The 16,197-nt window shown below is 72.0% G+C and carries 17 protein-coding genes and 1 tRNA gene; 14 read left to right on the top strand and 4 right to left on the bottom strand.

Annotation, left to right across the window (positions count from 1 at the left end; translation table 11 throughout):
* Positions 1-117: 117 nt before the first annotated feature.
* Together ACWDD9_RS20615 and ACWDD9_RS20610 are read left to right on the top strand one after the other, a co-directional pair.
* Positions 118-729: a hypothetical protein gene (locus tag ACWDD9_RS20615; protein ID WP_449812247.1), complete on the top strand. Its 612-nt coding sequence runs from the start codon at positions 118-120 to the stop codon at positions 727-729.
* 128 nt (positions 730-857) lie between these two features.
* Positions 858-934: transfer RNA gene (locus ACWDD9_RS20610), tRNA-Met, on the top strand.
* A 57-nt stretch (positions 935-991) separates the two neighbouring features.
* On the opposite strand, the gene ACWDD9_RS20605 is transcribed toward ACWDD9_RS20610, so the two are convergent.
* On the bottom strand, positions 992-1,690 hold the full coding sequence (locus ACWDD9_RS20605; RefSeq protein ID WP_449812246.1) for a hypothetical protein: 699 nt from the start codon (positions 1,688-1,690) through the stop codon (positions 992-994).
* Positions 1,691-1,999: 309 nt separating this feature from the next.
* On the opposite strand from ACWDD9_RS20605, the gene ACWDD9_RS20600 reads away from it, so the two are divergent.
* Together ACWDD9_RS20600 and ACWDD9_RS20595 are read left to right on the top strand one after the other, a co-directional pair.
* Positions 2,000-3,316 (top strand): phage major capsid protein, encoded by a 1,317-nt coding sequence (locus ACWDD9_RS20600; protein ID WP_449812245.1) that lies wholly within the window; start codon positions 2,000-2,002, stop codon positions 3,314-3,316.
* The gene (locus ACWDD9_RS20595; protein WP_375875619.1) at positions 3,316-3,753 is read left to right on the top strand and encodes a hypothetical protein; all 438 of its coding nucleotides are present in this window, start codon (positions 3,316-3,318) and stop codon (positions 3,751-3,753) included. The genes ACWDD9_RS20600 and ACWDD9_RS20595 overlap by 1 nt, the downstream gene beginning before the upstream one ends.
* Positions 3,754-3,825: 72 nt before the next feature.
* On the opposite strand, the gene ACWDD9_RS20590 is transcribed toward ACWDD9_RS20595, so the two are convergent.
* Together ACWDD9_RS20590 and ACWDD9_RS20585 are read right to left on the bottom strand one after the other, a co-directional pair.
* The gene (locus ACWDD9_RS20590; protein WP_375875620.1) at positions 3,826-4,557 is read right to left on the bottom strand and encodes a 5-formyltetrahydrofolate cyclo-ligase; all 732 of its coding nucleotides are present in this window, start codon (positions 4,555-4,557) and stop codon (positions 3,826-3,828) included.
* A gap of 13 nt (positions 4,558-4,570) precedes the next feature.
* Positions 4,571-5,716 carry a helix-turn-helix domain-containing protein gene (locus ACWDD9_RS20585; RefSeq protein ID WP_449812244.1) on the bottom strand — a complete coding sequence of 382 codons (1,146 nt, stop codon included), beginning with the start codon at positions 5,714-5,716 and terminating at the stop codon, positions 4,571-4,573.
* A gap of 204 nt (positions 5,717-5,920) precedes the next feature.
* On the opposite strand from ACWDD9_RS20585, the gene ACWDD9_RS20580 reads away from it, so the two are divergent.
* The 4 genes from ACWDD9_RS20580 (at position 5,921) to ACWDD9_RS20565 (ending at position 8,155) form a co-directional block, all read left to right on the top strand.
* A complete protein-coding gene (locus ACWDD9_RS20580) occupies positions 5,921-6,352 on the top strand; it encodes an ATP-binding protein (protein ID WP_449812243.1) in 432 nt (143 codons plus the stop codon).
* Positions 6,349-6,834: a hypothetical protein gene (locus ACWDD9_RS20575; RefSeq protein WP_449812242.1), complete on the top strand. Its 486-nt coding sequence runs from the start codon at positions 6,349-6,351 to the stop codon at positions 6,832-6,834. The genes ACWDD9_RS20580 and ACWDD9_RS20575 overlap by 4 nt, the downstream gene beginning before the upstream one ends.
* A 13-nt stretch (positions 6,835-6,847) precedes the next feature.
* Positions 6,848-7,351, top strand: a complete 504-nt coding sequence (locus tag ACWDD9_RS20570) for a hypothetical protein (RefSeq protein ID WP_449812241.1) — start codon at positions 6,848-6,850, stop codon at positions 7,349-7,351.
* Between the two features lie 237 nt (positions 7,352-7,588).
* Positions 7,589-8,155 (top strand): LuxR C-terminal-related transcriptional regulator, encoded by a 567-nt coding sequence (locus ACWDD9_RS20565; RefSeq protein ID WP_449812240.1) that lies wholly within the window; start codon positions 7,589-7,591, stop codon positions 8,153-8,155.
* Between the two features lie 59 nt (positions 8,156-8,214).
* On the opposite strand, the gene ACWDD9_RS20560 is transcribed toward ACWDD9_RS20565, so the two are convergent.
* On the bottom strand, positions 8,215-9,525 hold the full coding sequence (locus ACWDD9_RS20560) for a M14 family zinc carboxypeptidase (RefSeq protein ID WP_449812239.1): 1,311 nt from the start codon (positions 9,523-9,525) through the stop codon (positions 8,215-8,217).
* A gap of 187 nt (positions 9,526-9,712) precedes the next feature.
* On the opposite strand from ACWDD9_RS20560, the gene ACWDD9_RS20555 reads away from it, so the two are divergent.
* From ACWDD9_RS20555 to ACWDD9_RS20530, 6 genes are all read left to right on the top strand, one after another.
* On the top strand, positions 9,713-9,835 hold the full coding sequence (locus ACWDD9_RS20555) for a hypothetical protein (protein ID WP_375875626.1): 123 nt from the start codon (positions 9,713-9,715) through the stop codon (positions 9,833-9,835).
* Between the two features lie 85 nt (positions 9,836-9,920).
* Complete coding sequence (locus tag ACWDD9_RS20550; protein WP_449812238.1) at positions 9,921-11,084, top strand: HesA/MoeB/ThiF family protein; 1,164 nt, start codon at positions 9,921-9,923, stop codon at positions 11,082-11,084.
* Positions 11,085-11,116: 32 nt separating this feature from the next.
* A complete protein-coding gene (locus ACWDD9_RS20545; protein ID WP_449812237.1) occupies positions 11,117-12,079 on the top strand; it encodes a phosphotransferase family protein in 963 nt (320 codons plus the stop codon).
* Positions 12,076-12,546 carry a hypothetical protein gene (locus tag ACWDD9_RS20540; RefSeq protein ID WP_449812236.1) on the top strand — a complete coding sequence of 157 codons (471 nt, stop codon included), beginning with the start codon at positions 12,076-12,078 and terminating at the stop codon, positions 12,544-12,546. The genes ACWDD9_RS20545 and ACWDD9_RS20540 overlap by 4 nt, the downstream gene beginning before the upstream one ends.
* 164 nt (positions 12,547-12,710) lie before the next feature.
* On the top strand, positions 12,711-14,558 hold the full coding sequence (locus ACWDD9_RS20535; RefSeq protein WP_449812235.1) for a glycoside hydrolase family 15 protein: 1,848 nt from the start codon (positions 12,711-12,713) through the stop codon (positions 14,556-14,558).
* A gap of 239 nt (positions 14,559-14,797) precedes the next feature.
* Positions 14,798-16,057: a hypothetical protein gene (locus ACWDD9_RS20530; protein ID WP_449812234.1), complete on the top strand. Its 1,260-nt coding sequence runs from the start codon at positions 14,798-14,800 to the stop codon at positions 16,055-16,057.
* Positions 16,058-16,197 lie beyond the last annotated feature (140 nt).

The following is a 16,197-nucleotide window of genomic DNA, read 5'->3' as shown; positions in this document are numbered from 1 at the left end:
CGACATCTCGAAGCGTGGAGAACGGCCGCCTCCACTGTCCCGGAAAGAACCGCAGATCAGCAGGTCGGGTGACCTGCGAGGTTAAACGCGAAGCTAAGTTCAGCAAGCATCGAGACGATGTCGGCGCAGCAAGTGGCCAAGGCACTTGCCTGGATCGACCAAGCAGTTGCAGAGCCTGAGCAGTACGGCACCGCGCTCTACGTCTCCACCGACTACTCGGGTGAAGAGGCGGTCGCACCGGTAGACATCAGGCACGCCCTGTATCCGCTGAAAGGGAGGCTCCTTGACCGTCAGTTCTCCCTGCGTGTTGAAGAGTTCGAGAGGTCAGCCGCCGAGGAAGCCCAGGCGGGGGACGCAGAAGGTGCACAGGGCGCAGGGGGGCTGGGGCAACGGGCTGGGCAACTGGTCCATGAGCAGCTCCGGGAGGAGCGGCAACTGCAGAGGCAGCGTGACGACTTCCACGCGGAGGCTATGCGAGCCCAGATATCGCGGGACAACTCCGCGCACAAGTCTGCGCTGCGCCGATCGTGGTGGTCGAGGGAGTCTGTAGCCGGGACGGTTGGGGCCGCGCTCCTGGCGGTCTTTGGGCTTTGCATCGCTATCGGGATGTGGTTCAAGCACGACCCCCCGCAGCTGATGGGGAACGCGTTCTTGCTGGTGCTCGGCTACTTCTTCGGCCAGGGGGCCGAGCGGAAGAGCTCGCATCAGCCAACGGAGGGCGACAACTGAGGACTTCGGCGAGGTGCCGCAGCCCTCGCCGACCCTCACCGGACAGCTGGCACGCTGAGCAGCAGCACTGGCCGCGCGGGAATCCGGTTTGTGATCACCCGCTCGTGCCGTAGAGTCGGGAGTACCGACGCGGGGTGGAGCAGCTCGGTAGCTCGCTGGGCTCATAACCCAGAGGTCGCAGGTTCAAATCCTGTCCCCGCTACCACGAACGCTGAAGGGGCGGACACAAGCATGTGTCCGCCCCTTCAGCGTTCCTCGGCTTCTACAGGCGCCGATTTCGGTTCGCCAGCACGCCGGTTGACCTGTTGATCGGGGGATTCCAGCCGGTGCCGGACGCCGCGCCGGAGATTGCCGACGGCGAGACGCCGAGCCGCTCGGCCAGGTCGGTCGGCGAGTAGTTGCCCCGGCCGAGCTCGTCGTTCCGGTAGGCGTCGCGGGTGATCCTTCCCAGGTCGACAGTGGCCCACGTCGCCAGTACCCGATAGCCCTCCCGCACCCAGAACTGGGTTTCGAGCGCCCAGATCCCCGACGGCAGGCTGGTGTCGTGCACAGCCGACCACGCGGCCGGGGCGATCAGATGACCGGCGACGTACACCTCCGCGTCCTGCACGCCACGGTGCGGTCGGACGGTCAGGGGCAGGGCCGTGTGCGCCAGCGCGGTCATCCAGCCCTCCGGGGCCTTGACCAGGCAGCCCCAGGGCCCGCGGGTCCGGGTCAACGGCCACAGACGCCATGCCGCGTACCGGTGCAGCCACTCCTCCGCCTGCTCGGAGCTGTCCGACGGCCCGTACAACTCGACCGAGGAGGAAGAGATGATCCGCAGGGCCCACCCGGCGGGGGTCCGAACGACGTGGAACGCCGTCCCGTCGACGGTCAGGGGCGGCTTCGCATCGCGGTCGTCGGCCGGTGGGCACGAGGCGGCATCCAGGAGCGGCAGTTGGGGCCTGGGGAAGGGGTACATGCGTGTCTCCAGCGCGCTGGCCGGCGGTAGCCGGGTGTCCGGCACCCTGCCGGACACCACCACACTCACCCGCGTCGCACAGGCATGGGCACAGCCAAATCGACTCCTAGAAGGGTGACTTGAAAGGAGAGAACCCGGTGTTCGGCGCTGCCGGACATGCGCCTTGGCGCTCGACGCGACACTAGCGATCAGGTCTCCCTACGGTGTGCCGATCGCCGTGGCGATCCGGTGCTGACCGGTCGCACGGCTGGACCCCCTCCGTCCCGCGCTGGCGGGGTGGCCCGGCACCATCCCAAGGAGCGCCACACCGTGCCCACCACCACCGACAAGACCCGACTCAAGGAGCTGAACGGCGCGCTGCGCGCCAAGGCCGCCGAACTCGACACCATCAGCGCGTCCTTCACCGTGGAGGACGGCGGAGTCACCGTCTCGGCCGAGAAGGCCGCAGCGTTCCGCAAGGCCCTCGGCGAGGCCCAGGAGATCAAGCAGCTGATCACCGACCTGGAGGGCGCGGACACCGTCCACGCCTTCCTCAACGAGCCCACCTCGCAGCCCTTCGCCCCGCAGGACGCTGCTCTCGCGGCCCACCTCGCCGGTCAGGTGAAGTCCCTCGGCCAGCAGTTCCTCGACAGCGACGAGTTCAAGGGCCTCAAGGCCGTCGGCTTCCGTGGCTCGTTCGACCAGATGGTGACCATCGACGGCAGCGCCCTGGACCAGCTCGGCCGCAAGGACGTGTTCAGCCGCAGTGCCGGTACCGCCGGTGTCCTCGGCTTCGGCACCCCCGAGCACCTGGACATCGTTCCGCGAGCCGTGCGGCCCGGCCGCATCCGGGACCTGTTCCCGTCCCAGACCACCACCGCCAACATCCTGTACGGGGTGCGCGTCACCGGCTTCACCAACGGGGCGGCGATCGTGCCCGAGCGGGCCATGGAGGTGCCGCCCGGCGGCACGGCGGCCGTCGAGGTGTTCGCGCGAGCCCCGCAGTCGCAGCTGACGTTCAAGACCGTCACCTACCCGGTCGCCGAGATCGCGACCACGCTGCCCATCCACAAGAACACCCTGGCCGACGAGCCGCGGCTGCGCGACATCATCGACAGCGAACTCGTCGACGGCGTCAAGATGACCGAGGACAACGAACTCCTCTACGGCGCCGGCGGCGACGAGAAGATCACCGGCATCGTCAACACCCAGGGCGTACAGACCTACGCCCAGGCCGACACCGACAAGCAGAGCGCGGCGATCCGCCGAGCGGCCACCCGCGCCGTGCTCGCCTACTACCCGCCGAGCGGCATCGTGCTCCACCCGTTCGACTTCGAGGACCTGGAACTGGAGACCGACGGCCAGGGCGCGTACCGGGTCGCCGTGAACGTCGCGATCGGCGCGCAGAAGGTCGTCTGGCGGCTCGCCGTGGTGGACTCCATGGCCATCAACCAGGGCAAGTTCCTCGTCGGCTCCTTCGGCCTGGGCGCGCGCCTGTACGACCGGGAGCAGGTCTCCGTCCAGGTCAGCACGGAGAACCGCGACAACTTCGAGAGGGGCGTCGTCACGATGCGTGGCTCCGAACGCATCGGCCTCGAAGTCCCGCGCCCCGAGAGCTTCGTCTACGGGACCTTCAAGGCGCACTGATGGCCGCCCGCAAGCCCACCACGAAGCCCACCGCCGCCCCTGCGGCGAAGACCGCCGGCGCGGACGGCCCGGACCTGGAGACCCCGCCAGCCGAGCTTTCGGCCGCCGCGCCGCTCGACCCGCCGCCCGGCCCCACAGCCGCGCCGGAGCCGAACCAGGCGGAGCCGACGACCCCGGGGATCGCCGTCCACCAGCCCCTGGCCTCCGGCCACGTCGACCTGGTGAACGAGGACGGCACCTTGCTGCCCCACGACCTGGAGCAGCTGTTCGACCTCAGCTACCCCGAGCAGACCGTCGTCTTCCCCCGGCTGCGGATCTACCAGCGCCGGACCTACCCAGGCACCCACCGGACGGTCACGCAACTGCTCTACGTGCCGACGCAGTCGGTCCCCCGTGACGAGTTCGAGCGCCTGCGGCTGGCGCTCGGCGGGGAGTAGACCCCACGAGCTCACGGAGCCCGTCGCCTTCGGGAGACGGGCTCCGGCGCGTAACCGGCCTGCGTCAGCACGCTAGGTCGTCCGGCCGTGACGGAGCCGCCGGTCCATGAGAGCCGGAATCGAGTGGATCTTCGCCTCGGTGAGGTGGTCCCACAGAATGCCGGCCGGACGAGGGCGAGGCGGGCACCTGATGACCTCGGTAGGAGTGATCACCAGGTCCATGTAGACGTCGTGGTCCGTTGTCGGGACGCTGTCCACCAGCTGCAACTGGTGGACCGTCGTCGCGATGACGGTGCCGGGTCCCACCAGTCCGGCTTCGGCGAGCAGCGCGTACTCCAGGTCCGAGTAGCCGGCCCCCTTGCCGATCCGGGCTCCGGAGCGATCGGCGGCGACGCTCCCGAGAACGATCAGGTCGACGGGCCGCATGTCGCCCAGGTCGGTCGTCGGCGCGACGGCCGCCGCAGTGCGACGGTTCGCCGCAGCCTCAACGGGGATCTTGAGCTCAGCCGGATCGAGGACGAAGAAGGGATGCGGCAAGGCGAGCCGGGGGACTGCCATGTAGACCAGTCGCCCCTCCCGCAGGGCTATTGCCCGAACCGGTTCCTGCGCCGTGTCGGGTACGGCTTTCACCACCGAAGCGGTCCTCCACTCCGGAAGCTGGGCGAGCAGCTCTGCGGCCTCGTGAGAGCCGTGGAAGTCGGGGATGCTGTCGCGGGCTGGTTCACGAACCGCCTCTGCGGCATCCAGCGCGTTCCACACGCGCTGTCGCAACGTGGCCTTGTCCACCTCGACGTTGTTGGGCATGGAGGCTCCCCTTCTACGGCGCAGCCATCAGGTCGAACAGCCTGTCCTGAACATCCTGCACCTCCTGAGCGGTTCGCCACGGCCGGAGTTCCCTGACCGCGGTGACGACCACGCCGATTCCGCCACCGCTCATGACGGTCTGAAGGTCGTCGATGGCCCGGCCGATCGCGAAGACAGCACCGTCGAGTTGGCCTTGCCCGATGGCGGCGCGGGCAAGGTTGCCCAGCACGATCGGCCGGGACTTCGGGCCGATCGAAACGGAACTGGCCGCGGCTTCCAGCCGTCTCTGCGCGGCGCGGTGCTGCCCGAGTTCGAGGTGGCACGACCCGGCGAGTCGCTCGACTTGGTCGACGGCGCCGAGGTCGCTGGCGATGTCGGTGGCATCGACCGTTTCGAGGGTGCTGATCGCCTCGCCGAGCGCACGGTCGCACTCGCGTCCTTGGCGAAGCATCGCGTGGGCCTCGCCAGCATGCAGCAGCGCGAGACCCGCGAGTGCTGGGCTGATCGGTGCGGCCACCGTGGCGGCGGACCGGGCCAGGACCAGGCCGGCTTCGGCATCCCGCGTGCCGTACAGCTCGACGTACGCCGACCGCAGGAGGGCATGGCCCTGCACGGCTGGGTCGCGCAGACGCTCACCGATGCGGGCGGCCTGATCGTAGTACGCGCGGGCTGCGGCGGAAGCCCGGCGCTGGCTCGCGTCCCAGACGATCTTTCCCATCAGGATGGCGGTCTCGGCCTGCAAGGCGAGCATGTCCCGCGTGAGGCGACCGGAGTGGGACTGCTCGGCGAGCTGTTTGAGATGCGCGAGTTGTTCGCTTCCTTCGGCGAGCAGTTCGGAGCTGGGGACCAGTTCGTAGCGCGCCGACAACGCGAGGTGCGCCTCGCGCAGTTCGAGGACCGTGGTCAGATCGGCGATGGTCGGCGCGCTCGGCGCCTGACTGGGCTCCACGGTGGCTGGCGGACCGTCGAAGAGGGCACTCACATCAGCGACTTTGATCTTGAGCACCCGGGCGAGTGGCGGATACCTCCACGGCCGGGGCTTGTCGTGTCCGCGCTCCCACCTGCGCACGGTGGAGAGGCTCACGTTCAACAGTTCGGCCAGCTGCTCCTGCGTAAGGCCGGCGGCTCTCCGCCATCGGACAAGCTGTCGCTGCTCCATAAGTCCCCCGGAGATCCACGCCGAACAACAGTGCAGGCCACGGGCCACTTTGAACCCTAAGGGAACCATATTCGCACCAAAACCGGCCTGGTGATCGGAAGTTGATGGTGATTCCGTAGGCAATGCATCGGGCGCGTCGTGCCTTCGGCGCGAGGTCCGTTGACCCACGACCCGAAGCCTCTTCGCCCACTGGGAGCGATGCACATGGTGGCCGTCGAACACCCGACCGTACGCCGCTGGAAAGGGCGATACAGGGCGGATACGGACCTGGTCCCTGCGGTGCGTCACAGCGTGCGGTCAGAGCTGGGGAAGTGGGGGTGGGACGTGAGGGGCGAACGCGCCGACGTCCTGCTGCTCGTCCTCACCGAGCTGCTGACGAACGCGATCCGGCACGGCAGCGGCCCGGGCGACTTCGTCGTGGTGCGCCTTGACGAGCGCGGCGGTACCTGCCGAGCCGAGGTCGAGGATTCCCGGCCCGACCGGCTGCTCCCCGGGGCCTTCACCGCCTGCGGGGAACACGGCCGCGGACTGATCCTCGTCGACCGCTTGGCGCTCGCCGTGGGAGTGGTGACGACGGCCACGACGAAGAAGGTATGGGCGAGCGTTCTCGCCGACGACACGGGAGCCACGCGGTGAAACTCAGCAAACTTGCCCAGGTCTTCGGCTGGCCCGCGTCCGGCCGCCGGCGCAGGACCGCGCCGAACCGGTCGCGGCCCGCCGCGCCGCAGCACCACCACGTGGCCGACCAGGACGTCTTCGCCCGGGCGCGCCCCTGGACGTCGCCGGCACCGTTCTGGTGCACGGTCACCGCCTACTACCGGTACGGGCAGCCGATCATGCTCTGGAGCGGCGGTGCGGCCAGTGTGCGCCTGGCCGTCAGGGTGCTGCGCGAGCGGGTCGAGGCTCTCGCCGACGAACTCGGCCTTCCCGAGGGCGACGAGCAACTGCTGTGGCTGGACGCCCCGTCCGCCGAGGGGCGGGCGGCCGACGACCTCGCCAAGGGCCGGTCCCACGCCATCGCGATCACCCACGGCACCGTCGTCTACATCGTCAACGCCACCCCGGCCGCTCGCACCGAGCCCGGGACGGCGATCCACGACCTGCTCTGCCCGGCCTGACGGGAACGACCCCATGACGTACACGCGAAGCGGCCGACTCCGCTCGGCCGCCCCGAACTTCAACCTCGGCGCCGCCTGGCTCGCCTCCGCCAACCGGGACCCGCAAGCGGCCATGGACCAGTGGAAGGCGGGCCGGCTCGCCGACATCGAGACCGGCGAGGTCTTCAACGTCGTGCGGGTCGGCGACGTGCAGACGGGCCGGGCCGCGCTGGCGGACCTGTGGCACGCCGACGTGCCGGTCGGCCCGGTCCTGCACAACCGCGCCGAGGGGTGCATCGAGTTCCTGGTCACGATCCGGGCGGACACCGCGTGGGACATGCCGCAGACCCGGCTGATCGGCCGCCCCGCAGACGGACACGGCCCCCTGTCGGTCGCGATGCCCGCCCCCGGCATGCAGCGGCTCGGCGGACGGAGCTGGCTCGTCCTGCCGGACGGCGAACGAAGACCGACCGACCCCGCCGACCTGGCCGTGGCCCTGCGGCGCGCCGGCGCCCGCCTGCGCCACGACCACCCCTGAACCCCCGCTACGACCGGCCGACCGGGCCGTAGCGGGCCCCTGGCCCGGCCGTTTCACTCCCGCCGGACGGCCCAGCCAGGAACGGGATCGGCGACGGCCGATCCCACGCTGACCGTCCCCAGGCGCGGGCGCGCGCAGGGTGGTGCCGCTGCGCCCCCTGGGGACGGTCAGCCCCAGCCCGTCAACGATCGAGCGCGAGGGCCTGCCCGGAGGGCGGGCCGGAAAGGCGCGACCCTGATGCGCCGCACGTCGGCCGAAGTTGTCCAGATGCCTCCTCGGGCGCCCGCCCCCGACCACCGGGTGCCGGTGGTCGGGGAGCCGCGGGTGCGCCGCTGCGGGCACTACACCGACCTCACGCCGCAGGAGCGCGAGGTGATGGCGCTGGTCGCCGCCGACCTGAGCGGCGTGGAGATCGCGGCCCGTACCGACGTCTCCGAGCACGCCGTCCGCAGGTGCCTCGCCGCGCTCCGTCAGAAGCTCGGTGCGGCGACCACGCCGCAGATGATCGACATCGGCTGCCGGACGGGACTGCTGGTCCCGCGCCGGGCCACGCTGAAGAGGGAGATCACCGACACCGTGCTGACCTCGTTCCAGGCCCTGGCGGACGGCAACAGCCGCACCCAGATTGCCAGGAGCAGGAACTTCTCGAAGCACGCGGTCGCCAGGCACCTGGCCATCGTCCGCTCCCGGATGCGCGTCTCGTGGAACCCGGCAGCGGTCTACCGGCTCCACGGAGTGACGCCCCCGGTCCTGGACGCCACCGCCGTGCCGTGCCCGCTCTGCGCGGCCCGGGGCGCGTCGTGAACCGCACCCGGCCGCGCCGGACCGCGCCGAGCGAAGCACCCTGGGCCGCGCGCCGGGGGCTACCGGGTGAGGGCGGCGGCCGCCAGCGCGGCGCAGGCCTGCACCGCCACCAGGCGGCGCAGCTCCACCGGCCGGATGCGCAGCCGCCGTCGGCAGCGTTCGGCGCGTTCGGCGAGCACCGTCTCCAGCCGCTCGCGGACGTGGGGTGCCGCCCGGCCGGGCTGCGCCTCGGTGGCGGAGCGCAGGGCCATCGCGGTCGAGCGCAGCGTCAGGACGACCCGGGCGTAGTGGGCCTCGGCCAGCTCCACGCCCGTGACCGGGGACGGGTCTTCGGCTCGCCGCAGCCAGGCGCGGGTGACGGAGTCGGCTACCGCCAGGGTGTCGGTGGCGGCGCGCGCGAACGCGTCGTCGTGAGGGCCGGCCTGCTCCAGCAACCGCTGTACCTCCTCGCTCTCCCCGGTCAGGGCCCGGGCCAGGGCGGTGAGGGCCGTCGGCGGGCCGTCGTGGAAGCGCGTGGCCGCGTGCCAGCGGGGGACCTCCGGCAGCAGGGTGAGCGACCCGTGCCGGGCGGCGTGGTGGGTCAGGTGCGCGCCGTACGCCGGGGCCTGCCGGTCGTGGTCGCGGATCAGCAACTCCTCGATCGGAGGCATGCGGTAGACGCCGGCGCCGAGGACCGGCCAGCCGACGACGTCCGACGGGGCGGCCTCGCCGACCGGCAGGCCGCTGCGCGCGGCGACCGCGGCCAGGCGGGCCGCCAGGCCGGGGACGTCCCGGCTCACGACGAAGAAGGGCTCGCCGAACTCGGCGTTGTGCAGGCTCACGACGGCGGCCGGCTCCAGCTCGTCCACCAGGTCGGCCAGCGCCTGCTGCTCCGGCAGGCCGAACCGGTGGACCCCGCCCCGCCAGGGGATCGGGAAAGTCCATTCCGGCTGCTCCGCCAAGGCCGGGCGGAAGAAATGGCGGTGCTCGGTGTGCAGGTCGAGCGGGGCGCTCGTCCATTCCTCGTTCAGGGCGGCGCCGTCCGGGTCCACGCACGGCAGGAAATGCCACGACATGCCGTCGCGCAATTCCGGGCGGGCCGCTGTCAGCTCGGCCAGGAACGCGATCGTGGCATAGCCGACCGGCTCGTTCGGGTGCGGGCCGCCGACCACCAGCACCGGCCGCCGCCCCGTGCCGACCGACAGCACGTCCAGCGCCCGCCCCCGCCGCGAACTGCCGATCCGCCGAATCCGGCACAACCCCGGCGCGCGCCGGGCCACCTCGCGCAACCGCCCGGTCAGCGCCTCCACCGAGGGCACCAGTTCCCCCGCCGGCACCAGCTCCGCGTACCCGGCCAGTGCGCCATCCAGGCCGGAAAGGAAATCAGCCACCTCTAAACCCTTTCTCGAAACCGACCTGGAATCATTCCGGGCCGGACTTGAATGCTGCCCAGAAAAGGGCATGGAAAGTCTTTCGGAAAATTCCCGGAAAACCCTTCCGGGGCGAGTTGGTGAATGCTTTCATGGGTCCCGGCTGATTCGCCACCATCCCTTTCGAGAAAATTCAGGAGGACGCCTCATGGACACCACCCTCACCACCGCCGTGGCCGTCGACCCGCAGGACACCGAGCAGACCGAGGACAGCGGTCTGCGCCCGGCCGCCGCCCACGAACTGCTCGGCTGCACCGTCTCCGGCCAGTAGCCCACCGGCACCACCAGCGGCGGGCCCGGCGACACGCCGGCCCCGCCCCCACCTCCGTCCTCGCCCTCGACCCGAGGAGCCCACCGTGAGCCACCCCCGCCTGCGCGCCGAGCACCAGCCCACGACCCGACCGGACGGCCGGATCCAGATCGGCTCCCTGCCCGGCCTCGCGAGCACCCTGCCCGACCCCGGCGGCTGGCGCCTGCACCTCCTCCAGCTCCTGGACGGCACCCTGACCGCCGACCAGGCCGTCCGGGCGGTCACCAGCCGCCACCCCGACGTCCCGGCCGCCCAGGTCGACCGGCTGCTCCTCGACCTCGCCGAGGCCGGACACGTCCGCGACGCCACCGCGGCCCGCCCCGCCGTGCGACTGGACTCCGGCACCGCCCGACTCCACCAACGCGGCATCGAGTACTGGGAGATGGTCGACCAGGACCCCCGCCGTACCGGCGCGGACATCCAGCAGATCCTGGCGCGCACCGTCGTGACCGTCGTCGGCATCGGCGGCGTCGGCCTCACCGCCGCGGCCGCCCTGGCCGGCGCCGGAATCGGCTGCCTGATCCTCGCCGACCACGACCGCGTCGAGGACTCCAACCTCAACCGGCAGCTGCTCTACACCCGCTCCGACATCGGCCGGTACAAGGTCGACGCCGCCCGCGAACGCCTGCTGGAACGCCACCCCGACCTCGACATCGTCCTGCACCCCGAACAGATCACCTTCCAAGCGCAGTTCGCGCGCCTGATGCGCCGCTGCGACCTGCTCGTCCTCGCCGCCGACGAACCCGACCACCTGCGCCTGACCGCCAACCGCGCCGCCCTGACCACCTCCTGCGCGTGGATCGACCCCGGCTACCACGGCCCGCTGATCGGCACCGCCCTCTACACACCGGGCACCGGCGACGGCCCCTGCTGGGAGTGCCTGCGCCACTTCGACGCCACCGCCTACGGGCTGCCCGGCACCCACGGCGAGGTCCTCGCCGCCGCCCTGCCCCGGCCGCTCGGAAACCCCGTCATCTCCACCAGCGCACTGCTGGCCGGCACCTACGCCGCCCACGCCGCCCTAACCCACCTCACCGGCACCCGCAGCGCCAACCCGACGGGCACCATCCAGCGGCACAGCCTCATCGCCCCCGCCGACCAGACCCCCCGCGCCGTCACCTACCCCCGCAACCCCGACTGCCCCTCCTGCTCCCACTACCACCCCAAGACCACGCAGGCCATCTCGCAGAAGACCCCCGCCGCCCGCTGAACAGCGGTGGACGACCGACCACGGGACGAACGTTGACACCAGAACAGAGCCTGGCGGCAGTTCGCGCGGCCGCCCGGCGCCACCACCTGGACTCCGCCGGAGCGACGCTGATCCAGCCGGGCAAGAACCACACCTGGCGCCTGCCCGGCAAGGTCATCGCCAAGGTCCGCGGCGCCGGCGCCACCTTCGCGCAGGCCTACCGGGAGACGCAGGCCGCGCGGTACGTACTGGACCGCGGCATACCGGCCGCCCGCCCCGTCGGCGAGGAACGCTACCCCTACCGCCACGACACCGGGCACGAGACCGTCTACGTGCTGTTCACCGAAGACCTCGGCCCGAGCACCCTCCCGGCCACGCCGCGGCAGGTCGCGCTCCTGCTGCGCCGACTCCACGCACTGCCGGTGCCCACCGGGCCGCGCCTGCGCCTGCCGGCCATCGACCCCTTCACCCGCCTGGTCCTGGGTATCGACACGCTCTTCCCGGCCGGATCGGCCCGAGACCGCAGGCGCCTGCACCGGCTCCTGCGCACGGCCCGCGAGGCCTGGCAGGCCACCGCATGGCCGGGCCCGATGTCCCCGCTGCACGGCGACGTCGGCCCGGGGAACTGCGTCGTCACCGCCGACGGCGTCGCCCACCTGATCGACTTCGAGCGCATGGCCATCGGCCCGGCCCTGTGGGACCTGGCCGCGTACGCCTGGCGCCGGGACGTCTACGGAGCCGACCCGGCCGAGTACCAGGCCTTCACCGCCGCCTACGGCCTCGACGTGACCGGCCACGCCGACGGCCGCACCTACCACCACGCGCTCACCCCCGCGTTCGCGGTGAGCGCCTGGCTGGCCGCCGCCGGCTACGCGCGCGACGAACCCCACTGGCAGCACGAAGCCGACCTGCGACTCGCCACCCTCCTCACCGACCCGCTGCCGGGCTTCCCCTGGCACTGGAACCTCGGCAACGCGGCCGTCATGAAGGCCGCAGGGGCAGGGGCCGCACGATGACCGCCCACATCCCGCAGACACCGGGCGACCAGGCCGCCGTTGTCGTCGCCCGCACCGGCATCCCGGTGCTCCTGCTCATCGGATGCCCCGGCACGCCCACGATCTCCGCCACGGTCGGCACCGGCGAACCCTGCCGCTACACCTCCACCACCGCCCTGTACGAGGACGGTTGGCGCGCCGAGGTCCACGCACCCGGCGGCCCATCACCGGAGGACCTGGTGCGCCGCGCTCTACCCGACGCCAAGGAGTTGCAGCCCGCGCTCCTGGCCACGCCCGGCGAGATGATCTGGGGCACCGGGACCAGCCACGACGGCCTGACGGCCTGCGCCGGGAACTGGAACGGCTGGACACTGTTCCACCTGACCCGCGACCAGAACGACCGGGGACGCCTCCCGGCGCTGCGGCTGGTCGGCGCGGAATCCCTGCCCACCGGCCGCCCTGGACTCGAAGCCGTCCCCGGTCCGTGACCGACGCCGGCAGGCCCGCAAGAGGCCTGCAGCGGACCGCCGGGGCCACGCCCCGGCGAGCACACCGCGCTCACGCGCACCGCACCACACGCACCACCCATGGCGGCCGTCCGGGTCAGGGCCGCAACCCCGCCAACCGACCATCCCACCTCAGGAGTTCCAGCATGCCCGACCTGATCGAGGAACACGCCTTCCTCAGCAACACACGCACCGCAGCCCTCACCCGACCCGACGGCACGATGACCTGGCTGTGCCTGCCGGGCTTCGACTCCGCAGCGGTCTTCGCCAGCCTCCTCGGCACCCCCTCGGCCGGATTCTGGCGCCTCGGCCCGGCCAGGTACACCAACACGCCGCCCGAGAGCCGACGGCGCTACGTCGGCGACACCCTCGCCGTCGAACAGACCTGGGACACCGGCAGCGGCGTGCTGGAGGTGGTCGACCTCCTGCCCGCCCCGGACGCCACCGGGTACGCGCCGCCGACGGTCGTGCGCATCGCCACCTGCCGCAGCGGCACGGTACGCCTGGCCTCGAACTTCCGGCCCCGCCCCGGCTACGGCTCCCTCACCCCCGCCCTGCACGAAGTCAACTACGGCACGCCCCGGCTGCGCGTGACCGCCGGGAGCGACACGTACTGGCTGGACGGGCCCCGCCACACCGTCAACCTGGGCGGGTCCGCCTCCTGCGACACGCCGCTGAAGGCCGGGCAGAGCCTGGTCTTCGCGCTGACGTGGACGTCCACCGGCAGCCCGGCGCCCGCCCCGCCGGCGGACACCACCGTGCTGGAGGAGGCCAAGCGGTACTGGACGCGGTGGGCGGCCGCCTGCACCTACGACGGCCCCAACCGGGACGCCGTCCTGCGGTCGGCGCTCACCCTCAAGGGCCTGTGCGACCTCGGCGGCGCCGCGGTCGCGGCCCCGACCACGTCGCTGCCCGCGCCCATCGGCGGTGTACGCAATTGGGACTACCGCTACACCTGGCCGCGCGACACCGCGTGGATGATGCAGTCCCTCCTCGCGTTGGGATACACCGACGAGCCCATCGCCTACCGCACCTGGCTGACCACCCACATCGACCCGGACGCCCTCCAGCCCCTGTACGGGATCGACGGCGGCCCGGTGCCGGCCGAGGAGCCCCAGCCCCACCTGCCGGGCTACCGCGACTCCGAGCCGGTCCGGGTCGGCAACGCCGCCGCCGAACAGCACCAGTTGGACGTGTACGGCGAACTCGCCGACCTGCTCGCGCAGATGGACGACGCAGGCATCCCGCCGTGCCCGGACGCCGACCACCTGCTGCTCGCCCTCGCGCTCAAGGCCGAGCAGCTGTGGGAGCAGCCCGACGACGGGATGTGGGAGAGCAGGGGCACCCCGCGCCGGTACGTCTCCTCCCTGGTGTGGGCCTGGGTGGCCCTCGACCGAGCGGTGCGGGTGCTGGAACGTCACGGCGGCGCCGACCGCCAGACGCTGCTGCGGCTGGCGGCGAGTGCCGAGGCCATCCACACCGAGGTCTGTGCCCGCGGCTACGACCAGGGGCGCAACACCTTCACCCAGTACCTCGACGGCCACGACCTGGACGCCTCCCTCCTGCACATCGCCCGCACCGGATTCCTCCCGCCCGACGACAAGCGGGTGATCGGCACCGTCGAGGCGATCGAACGCGAACTCGGCGCCAGCGGCGGCATGCTCCTGCGCTACCCGACCCGTACCGATGCGGCCGACAACGTGGACGGGCTGTCCGGCCACGAAGGCGCGTTCGTCGCCACCGCGTTCTGGATGGTCGAAGCCCTCGCCCTGATCGGCCGGCACGCCGACGCCGAGGACCTGTTCGGCCGCCTGCTGGCGGTGCGCAGCGACCTCGGTCTCCTCGCCGAGCAGTACGACCCCGCCGAGCAAGTCCATCTCGGCAACTACCCGCAGGGCCTGTCGCACGACGGCCTGATCCGGGCTGCCCTGGCCATCCACGCGGCGAGCACGACCCCTGCCGGTGAACTGGCGCTCGCGGCGGCACAGGGGTAGCGGCGCAGCGCCGCCCACCGGTCCACCACCTCCACCTGCCAACGCCCGCGTCCAGACCGGGCCTCGTCCTGCTGCGCCGCACCACCGGCGAGCAGCGCGCCGTCGCCGCACCCCGAGCGGTAGGCCGCCACGACACCTCTGCGGCGGCCTGCCGCCGGCAGTCGGGCGCGCCGGTGGAGGTCCCGCCCTCAACCCGGCCGGACCACGGCCGACCCCATCCCTACGAGGAGCGCCTCCCCGTGATGATCACCGACACCATCGACCGACTGCCCCCGGAAGGACGCCGACTACTCGCCGACATCGCCCACCTTCCGGCGCCGGACCTGGACGTCCACACCGTGGCCGCCTCCACCGCCACTCCCACCCGCGAGACCAGGAAACGGCTGGAAGAGCTCACGGCCCAGCACCTGCTGGAGCACACCGCAGACGTCGCCGCCCGCGGACCGGTGTACGTGATCCGCCCCGAGGTGGCCGACCGGGCCCCGGCTCTCAACGACAACCCCGGTGCCCGTACGGCCGTCCTCCAGCGCTACCTGGACTTCCTGACCACCACCGCCTACGAAGCCGCCCGGGTCCTCACCCCCCACCACCGCGTCCTGGAGCACACCAGTCGGCACGAACCCGCCGAGCCCGTCCGGTTCGCCGTCAACCACGTGGCGCTCGCCTGGCTGGAAGCGACGGCTCCCGCGCTGCTCCCGGCGATCACCGCCGCCACCAAGCACGGTGAATACAGGGCCGCGACCTGCGTGACCCACGCGGCATGGCCGCTGTTCCTCTACACCCGGCACGAGCGGTGGATTCCCATCCACCGCCAGGGCCTGGCCGCCGCCGAGCGCTGGGGCGACACCGTGGCCATCCGCGAGCTGCTGTCCGCGCTCGCCGGTGGCCTGCGCGACAACCGCGAGTACGACGAGGCGATCTCCTGCCTCCAGCGCGCACGGACCCTCGCGGAAGGCGACCTCGAGGCAATCGCCAAGTGCAGCAGCAGCATCGGAGCGTGCCTGCACGCCGATGCCCGCTACGTCGAAGCCATGCCCCAGCTGACCGCCGCCGCCACCCGCTACGGACAGCTCGGCCACGTGCGCGGCCAGGCCCTCGCCCTGATCCTCATCGGGTCGGCGCGCGCCCGGCTGGGCGAACCCGTTGCCGCAGTGCCGGTCCTCCAGGAGGCCTGCACGCTACTCTCGGGGCTGACCGACCCGGACCCGCTCAACATCTCACGCGCGCTGGCCTACCTCGGCGAAGCCCACTCGCTGGCGGGCGCCCACGACCTGGCCGCCAGCGCCCTCGTGAAGGCCCTGGAGCAGTTCCGCTCCCTGCGCGCGCCCCACTGGACCGCGCACACCATGGAGTTCCTGGGCCAAGCCGCCCTGCGCGCCGACCAACGCCACGCCGCCATGGACTGGTACTCCACCAGCCTCGCCCAGTACACCGACCTCGCCAGCAGCCACGACACCGACCGTCTGAAGCGCCGGCTCGACTCGGTGACCCGCCGGTGAGCGGCCAGCCGACAGCGGGTGCGGTACCGCGTCCCACCGAGGAAGCGTGAAGACCACCCTGCGCTTCCGACCGGGCCTGCTGCGCGGCCCGCAGCCGTGCCGGGCCCGCCGCTCGCGCGGCATCCGACTTCCCGCCAGCA

The organism is Kitasatospora sp. NPDC001119 (assembly GCF_053598475.1).
Note: the sequence above shows the minus strand (reverse complement) of the source record. Positions and strands in the feature narration are given on the sequence as shown.

Excerpts from the sequence above, each read along its gene's own strand:
- ACWDD9_RS20615 (WP_449812247.1), top strand. The coding sequence starts at position 118 with ATGTCGGCGCAGCAAGTGGCCAAGGCACTTGCCTGGATCGACCAAGCA.
- ACWDD9_RS20605 (WP_449812246.1), bottom strand. The coding sequence starts at position 1,690 with ATGTACCCCTTCCCCAGGCCCCAACTGCCGCTCCTGGATGCCGCCTCG.
- ACWDD9_RS20595 (WP_375875619.1), top strand. The coding sequence starts at position 3,316 with ATGGCCGCCCGCAAGCCCACCACGAAGCCCACCGCCGCCCCTGCGGCG.
- ACWDD9_RS20590 (WP_375875620.1), bottom strand. The coding sequence starts at position 4,557 with ATGCCCAACAACGTCGAGGTGGACAAGGCCACGTTGCGACAGCGCGTG.
- ACWDD9_RS20585 (WP_449812244.1), bottom strand. The coding sequence starts at position 5,716 with ATGGAGCAGCGACAGCTTGTCCGATGGCGGAGAGCCGCCGGCCTTACG.
- ACWDD9_RS20580 (WP_449812243.1), top strand. The coding sequence starts at position 5,921 with ATGGTGGCCGTCGAACACCCGACCGTACGCCGCTGGAAAGGGCGATAC.
- ACWDD9_RS20570 (WP_449812241.1), top strand. The coding sequence starts at position 6,848 with ATGACGTACACGCGAAGCGGCCGACTCCGCTCGGCCGCCCCGAACTTC.
- ACWDD9_RS20565 (WP_449812240.1), top strand. The coding sequence starts at position 7,589 with ATGCGCCGCACGTCGGCCGAAGTTGTCCAGATGCCTCCTCGGGCGCCC.
- ACWDD9_RS20555 (WP_375875626.1), top strand. The coding sequence starts at position 9,713 with ATGGACACCACCCTCACCACCGCCGTGGCCGTCGACCCGCAGGACACC.
- ACWDD9_RS20540 (WP_449812236.1), top strand. The coding sequence starts at position 12,076 with ATGACCGCCCACATCCCGCAGACACCGGGCGACCAGGCCGCCGTTGTC.
- ACWDD9_RS20535 (WP_449812235.1), top strand. The coding sequence starts at position 12,711 with ATGCCCGACCTGATCGAGGAACACGCCTTCCTCAGCAACACACGCACC.